Raw genomic sequence first — 7294 nt, forward strand, 5'->3', positions numbered from 1 at the left:
CAGAACTGTATTTCGTTACGAAGCTTGGTTACCGCGGTACTGAATCGTTCAACATCCTGCTTATCCTGGTTAAGTAAATGCAGCACCAAACGCAGGGCAGTTTTTTGGCCAACACCTGGTAATTTGGCAAATTCGGCTACAGCATTTTCCAGCAATTTGGACGAAAAATTCATTGTGCGAAGGTAAATATTTTTTATGTGATTGTACTCTCTGCATCTATCCCACATGTCATTGCGAGCGCAGCGTGGCAATCGCATGCTATACAGGGCGGGTATGCTTCCGTGCGGTTGCCACGCTATCGCTCGCAATGACATCGTTTTATACAGGGAACAACAATCCCATCTAACAATAATTACCTTTTTTGAAAAAAGATTCCGACTTTAGAAAAACATAACACACGCCTATGTCGCCCGGAGTATTATTATCATTCATTATCGGTTACTTTCTGGTATTACTTATCATCTCCTGGCTTACATCAAAAAAATCGTCGGATAATGATACTTTCTTCGTAGCCAACCGAAACTCTAAATGGTACCTGGTTGCCTTCGGGATGATAGGAACCGCACTAAGCGGGGTTACTTTTATCTCTGTACCGGGCAAAGTTGGTACCGATCAGTTTGCTTATTTTCAGTTTGTATTAGGCAATGCGGCAGGGTTTATTATTATAGCCACCGTATTACTCCCATTATACTACCGGCTTAAACTCACATCCATTTATAGTTATATTGAAGGTGCTTTAGGTGTTTGGAGCTATAAAACTGCGGCAGCCATCTTTTTGGTAAGCCGGGTTATCGGCTCGGCATTCAGGCTATATTTAGTGGTTATCGTATTGCAGAAATTCATTTTTGATAGTTACCACATCCCTTTTGCCGTTACAGTGCTTATTTGTTTGGCGCTTATCTGGTCGTACACTTTTAAAGGAGGATTAAAAACCATCATCATTACCGATAGCCTGCAAACGTTTTTCCTGGTGTTGTCCGTTTTTCTGTCGATATACTTCATTTGCCAGAGCCTGCATATGAACATTTTTGAGGCCGCCGAAACCATCAAAAACAGCAGTTACTCCAAAATATTTTTCTTTAACGATTTCATGAGCAGTAAGCTGCATTTGGGTAAACAGTTTTTAGGTGCCATGTTCATCACCATAGGCATGACCGGGCTTGACCAGGACCTGATGCAGAAAAACCTCAGCCTTAAAAACATCAAAGAGGCGCAAAAAAATATGTTCAGCTTTGTTGGCGTTTTCGTGATCATCAACATCTTTTTCCTAAGTGTAGGTGCCTTGCTTTACATGTACGCTGCTAAAAACGGCATCAACGTTACTAAAACGGATTACCTGTACCCTACCATTGCTCTGCAATATCTGGGGCTTGTTCCGGCCATGATATTTATGCTGGGCTTAACGGCAGCCACTTTTGCCACTACCGATTCGGCCCTTACTGCGCTAACCACTTCATTTTGTGTGGACTTTTTAAACTTTAACAAACGTAGTGATGTAAATAGCAAAAAGATGGTAGCTGTAAGGCACTGGGTACACATAGCCTTTTCGGGGCTGATGTTTTTAACCATCATCATATTCAACGCCATTAATAACGAGGCGGTGGTAAGTGCCATATTCAGCGTGGCATCTTACACTTATGGCCCGTTACTTGGGCTTTACTCGTTTGGTTTGTTTGTAAGCAACAGGCAGGTAATGGATAAGTTGGTGCCTTTCATTTGTGTACTCTCTCCTGCTATATGTTATTTATTAAATGCCGAATCAAAATCAATTTTAGGCGGATATGTTTTTGGTAACGAACTCATCATTGTAAATGGATTAATTACATTTATCGGGTTGTGGGTATCCTCTTCGAGGAAGTCCGAAGCCCGTCAGTCGGAAAGTCCGAAGATAGGATGATTAAAAAGTTAAATGACTAATAAACCGGAATCAATTTTCTTTGTACTTTGCATTAATTAATATAAGATAAAACTTCCGGACTTTCGGACGTTCCGACTTTCGGACTGAAAACACACTTCCGACTTTCGGACTTCCCCGACTTCCGGACTAATAAAAGGCTATGACCGGAGAAGATAAAATAAGACAAGCGTTCGAGAATAAAAACTGGCAGGAAATTAAGGTTACCGACTCCTGGCAGATCTTTAAAATAATGGCCGAATTTGTTGACGGCTTTGAAAAGCTGGCTAAAATTGGCCCATGCGTGTCCATCTTCGGATCGGCGCGTACGCATACCGATAACAAATACTACCAATTGGCGGTAGATACCGCCCGCCTGCTTACCGAGCATGGTTATGGCGTAATATCAGGCGGCGGTCCCGGTATTATGGAAGCAGCCAACAAAGGCGCTTACGAAAACGGCGGTAAATCAGTAGGCCTTAACATCGAGCTACCTTTTGAGCAGTTCCACAATAAATATATCGACAGGGATAAGATCATGGAGTTCGATTACTTCTTTATCCGCAAGGTTATGTTTATGAAGTACTCGCAAGGCTTTATTATTTTGCCGGGTGGTTTTGGCACCATGGATGAATCATTTGAGGCTATCACGCTCATCCAAACCGGTAAAATTGCCCGCTTCCCCATCATTTTTGTTGGGGTTGAATACTGGAAGGGCCTGTTTAACTGGGTTGAAGAAAAAATGCTGAACGAACAGCACAACATCAACCCCGACGACCTTAACCTGTACCGTGTAGTTGACACGGCCGAAGAAGCGGTTGAGCACATCACCCGTTTCTACAACAAATACGTGTTAAAGCCAAACTTTTAACAAGTACACAAATAAAAAATGCCGCTCCATCAGGGCGGCATTTTTTATTGATATAGTTTTAGGTTTGTGATCGGCTATTTCATGCTTTGTTTTGGAGCGACAGCAGCTTCGGCGGTAACCGGTTCTTTTGCAAGTTCAATCATAGTACTTACTTCATCCAATATTTGATTGGTCTCTCCGCTCCCCACTTTCGTGAACCGGATGAAGCCATCCTTATCAATTACAAACTTTGTTGGGATCCCTGTTACTCCAAACTGCGATACCACCTTTGCCTGGCGCCCTCCTTCTATTTTATCGTCAAACAACACTTTAAAAGTATACTTATTATCAGCTATGAATTTCTTTACAGCATCTGCATAATTATCGCCGTTTTCCCAGGTGTCAATAAATAAAAACTTCACATCGGGATCATCTTTGTATTTATCAACGGCCAGTTGCATCCCCGGGAATGATGCCTTACATGGGCCGCACCAGGTTGCCCAAAAATCAACAATCACAACTTTACCTTTAAGGCTGGCTAATGAAACTGTATTGCCATCGAAATCTTTTAGCGCGAAGAGCAAAGCAGGTTTGCTGCTCATATTTTTAAGCATATCAGCCCGCTTGGCAGCCATCGAAATTTCATTTAATATAGCTAAGTATTTATCATAATTTTTATCGTCCCCCTTTACACCTACGTATGCTTTTTTCAGTTCATTAATGAGTATCGGCGAGCCTTTACCTGCTTTTACAGCACGTTCAATAACTGTTTTTGATTGCGAATATTTACCCAGCGCGTTTAAAATAAGTACATAATGTTCGTTAATTTCAGCATAGTCGCCCGTATGATGATCATATACTGGTTGCTGAACATTCAAGGCTTCCTCGTATTTCTTCTGTTTATATAAAATAAAAGCATAAGTATCGGCATACATATCATAACCGCTTTTTGCAGTATTCACTGTCTCCTTAACCGTTGCAAATTCACGCGGTTTAGGATTATTTATAACTTCAGCCGTCAGATCCAGGCTCTTTTTTGATAAAAGCTCCGCTTCGTTTAAGTTGGTATCCCTTTTAGCATAGTTCCAGGCAATGCTGTTGTAGCCTGCCGCCAGCCCGGCTTTATCCTTAACAAGTCCAACGTATTTATCAAAAGCAGTGTGATTACCCGCCGCTAAATAGGCTAAGGCCATTTGTTTCCTCAAAGCATCCCCCCAGTGGTTCTCATCTTCATCCGGGTTAGGGAATTTGCTGTTGTATACCTGATATAATGAATCTTTTTTTGTAAGATTCTTCTCTGTCTTTGCAGTAAAATAGAGGCTTCGCCTCATCCCTTCACCGTTCGGGAACCTTTTAAAAATTATATTATTCACCGAGTCAACAGCTGTTTTATTTCCCTGCCAGCTATAGATACTTCTGGCCGTAGTTAGGTCTTTTTCATTACTGCTGCTTAAAAGCTCTGCCAGTTTATTACGCATAAACTTCACCGATACGGCGTCTTTTTTAGTATTTAGCACAGCGTAATAGCCCACCATGTTACGCTCCCTGTTAGGGTACAATTCCATTCCTTTTTTATACAAGGCAAGACCCGCATCTTCGTCTGTTTTAATTTGGGCGTAATAATTCCCTATCGAAGTCCAGAGTATGATGCCTTTAGCTTCGTAAGCGCCCGCTATGGGCTTTTTGTTTTTATAGATCATGTATAAATACCCCTTACCATTATTGTTATCAACACTGTCACCACTGTATAGCTTCACAAAAAAAGCCTGGGTATTGGCAGGGATCTCAAAATCGCCGGTTAACAGTTTGCCCTGCGCTTTAAGGTCAACATCCGCAGCAGGTGGTATATTTTTATCATTAAAGTAATATACAATTGCGCCAATATCCTTTTTCCCGGCTATAGACGTACCGGTAGGATCATATTTGATCCTGATTTTTTCGGATGCTTCGGGGTAATTGTTTGAAAGAGCAAGGTGCGTACTTTGAGCAAAAGCACATTGCATGGCCAGCAAAGCCGGCAATAGCAGGATTGATTTGTGTGGTTTCATATAGGTTTAACTAATTGTATAGTTGAAATTAGAGAGTAATTATTTTAAATACAATTATTTTAACAATAATTAACCTTAATGATTTATTTTGCAGCATGGATAATTCCGCCAAGAATAAACCGCAGAAGGCTTTAGGCTTTATATTTATTACTTTACTGATTGATGTGGTAGGTTTAGGGATCATTATACCTGTGCTGCCCAAACTAATTGAAAAATTGATCCACGCCGGCCTGAGCGAGGCTTCGCTTTATGCAGGTTTTTTAACGCTGGCTTATTCGGTAATGCAATTCCTGTTTTCGCCATTAATAGGTAACCTGAGCGATAAATATGGCCGCCGCCCGGTTTTACTTTGCTCGCTGTTAGGTTTTGGAGTGGATTACCTGTTCCTTGCTTTTGCGCCATCCATAGGCTGGCTGTTTTTAGGACGGGCTATTGCCGGCATCACCGGTGCAAGCTTTACTACAGCATCGGCCTATATTGCCGACGTAAGTACTCCCGAAAAGCGAGCCCAAAACTTTGGGATGATAGGCGTTGCCTTCGGTCTTGGTTTTATTATAGGTCCGGCAATTGGTGGTGTATTGGGTAAAATGGATGTTCAATATCCATTTTTTGCTGCCGCAGGGTTAGCCTTTCTGAACGCCATTTACGGCTTCTTCATCCTGCCCGAATCGCTTGATGATGCCCATCGCCGTCCTTTCGATTTGAAAAGGGCAAATCCGCTGGGTTCATTGCTGCAATTAAAAAAATATCCATCGGTAATGGGTTTAGCCCTGTCGCTGTTCCTGGTGTATTTTGCCGGGCAGGCCGTACAAAACGTTTGGACTTATTTCACTTTCGAAAAATTTAAATGGGGCGAGGATACCGTTGGCTACTCTCTTGCCTTTATAGGGCTAATGATAGCCCTTGTGCAAGGCGGCCTGATGCGTATCATATTACCTAAACTGGGTATGGAGCGCTGCATCTGGGTTGGCCTGCTGTTGTACAGCGTTGGTCTCATCTTGTTTACCTTAGCAACACAAGGCTGGATGATGTTTGCATTTATGGTACCTTACGCCCTGGGCGGTATTGCGGGGCCGGCACTACAGGGTATCATGACCAACCAGGTACCCGCCAATGAACAAGGCGAATTACAAGGAGGCCTCACCAGTTTAATGAGCCTGAGCGCTATTTTTGGCCCATGGGTAATGACCACGCTATTCTATTATTTCACTAACGATAAAAGGCCTTTCTTTTTACCGGGGGCGCCATTTATTTTAGGGGCGATACTGATGCTGATAAGCGCCTTACTGGCTATCCGTAATTTCAAAAACGTGAAGAAAACGTCGGCAAAGGATGTTGATGCTATCGCTACCTTGCATTGATCATTTATTTTTTGTATATTATAGATAATTAACGTGCTTATTTAAAGCAAATACAAATTATAATAATTAATACAATGGCTTACATTATGGTAGACATAGAAAGTGACGGCCCAATTCCGGGCGACTATTCTATGATCTCATTTGGGGCGGTGCTGGTACAAGACGGTCTCAAAGAAACCTTTTACGGGCAGTTAAAGCCCATTTCTGAAAACTACATTCCCGAAGCACTGGCAGTATCCGGGCATACGCGCGAGGAAACCTTAAATTTTGATGATCCTGCAAAGGTGATGAATGATTTTGCGGCCTGGTTAAAACGCGTTTGCCGCGATAAACCTCATTTCATCAGCGATAACAACGGCTTCGACTGGATGTTCGTTTGCTGGTACTTTCATCATTTTACAGGCGACAACCCTTTCGGTTTCAGCTCGCAAAACCTGGGCAGTCTGTACAAAGGCATGGTGAAAGATATGTTTCAGAATTTTAAACACCTGCGCCAAACGTCACATACACACCACCCGGTTGATGATGCCAAAGGCAATGCAGAAGCACTGCTTACCCTCAAACACGAATATGGGTTAAAGATAAAGCTGTAAAACAGCCAATAATAAAACTTTTAACCCGCTTAAACCTTTATCATTATTAATGAGCGCCAAACCTAAAAAAAAACATACCGCCGCCTTAGGGTTTATTTTCGTAACGCTTTTTATTGATGTGCTTGGCTTAGGCATCATTATACCGGTAATGCCATCATTGCTCGAAAAACTTGGCAATATGGATGTAAGTACCGCCGCCCAATACAATGGCTACTTAACGTTCACCTATGCCTCCATGCAGTTCCTGTTTTCATCGCTGCTCGGCAATCTGAGCGATAGGTATGGCCGCCGGCCGGTATTGCTGGGTTCCCTTATTGGTTTTGGTATCGATTATATCTTTATGGCTTTTGCCCCCAGCGTGGCATGGCTGTTCATTGGCCGGGCTATAGCAGGCTTTGCCGGGGCCAGTAACACTACTGCAACCGCTTACATTGCCGATATCAGCACAGGTAAAAACAGGGCGGCAAACTTCGGTTTGGTTGGGGCGGCATCCGGGCTTGGATTTATTATTGGCATAGGCACCGGAAGCTTTTTAGGCGCATTAAATG

6 protein-coding genes and 1 pseudogene are annotated in these 7294 nt (G+C 42.7%); 5 read left to right on the plus strand and 2 right to left on the minus strand.

Features of this window, described 5'->3' with window-relative positions:
- A pseudogene (locus VF500_RS03080) lies at window positions 1-173 on the minus strand (recombination protein RecR); the annotation flags it as partial.
- 230 nt (window positions 174-403) lie between these two features.
- Here VF500_RS03080 and VF500_RS03085 point away from each other — a divergent pair.
- Window positions 404-1897 carry a sodium:solute symporter gene (locus tag VF500_RS03085; protein ID WP_330858268.1) on the plus strand — a complete coding sequence of 498 codons (1494 nt, stop codon included), beginning with the start codon at window positions 404-406 and terminating at the stop codon, window positions 1895-1897.
- Window positions 1898-2057: 160 nt separating this feature from the next.
- Window positions 2058-2765 carry a TIGR00730 family Rossman fold protein gene (locus VF500_RS03090; protein ID WP_091219526.1) on the plus strand — a complete coding sequence of 236 codons (708 nt, stop codon included), beginning with the start codon at window positions 2058-2060 and terminating at the stop codon, window positions 2763-2765.
- 74 nt (window positions 2766-2839) lie between these two features.
- Here VF500_RS03090 and VF500_RS03095 read toward each other — a convergent pair whose 3' ends face one another.
- A complete protein-coding gene (locus VF500_RS03095; RefSeq protein WP_330858269.1) occupies window positions 2840-4792 on the minus strand; it encodes a TlpA disulfide reductase family protein in 1953 nt (650 codons plus the stop codon).
- A gap of 95 nt (window positions 4793-4887) precedes the next feature.
- Between VF500_RS03095 and VF500_RS03100 the strand changes: the two genes are divergently transcribed.
- From VF500_RS03100 to VF500_RS03110, 3 genes are all read left to right on the plus strand, one after another.
- Window positions 4888-6153: a TCR/Tet family MFS transporter gene (locus tag VF500_RS03100; RefSeq protein ID WP_330858270.1), complete on the plus strand. Its 1266-nt coding sequence runs from the start codon at window positions 4888-4890 to the stop codon at window positions 6151-6153.
- Window positions 6154-6227: 74 nt separating this feature from the next.
- Window positions 6228-6746: a 3'-5' exoribonuclease domain-containing protein gene (locus tag VF500_RS03105; protein WP_330858271.1), complete on the plus strand. Its 519-nt coding sequence runs from the start codon at window positions 6228-6230 to the stop codon at window positions 6744-6746.
- A gap of 49 nt (window positions 6747-6795) precedes the next feature.
- Window positions 6796-7294, plus strand: a 499-nt coding sequence (locus VF500_RS03110) for an MFS transporter (RefSeq protein WP_330858272.1), incomplete at its 3' end; no start/stop codon positions are given.

The sequence above is a fragment of the Mucilaginibacter sp. genome (genome assembly GCF_036383575.1).
GTDB lineage: Bacteria > Bacteroidota > Bacteroidia > Sphingobacteriales > Sphingobacteriaceae > Mucilaginibacter.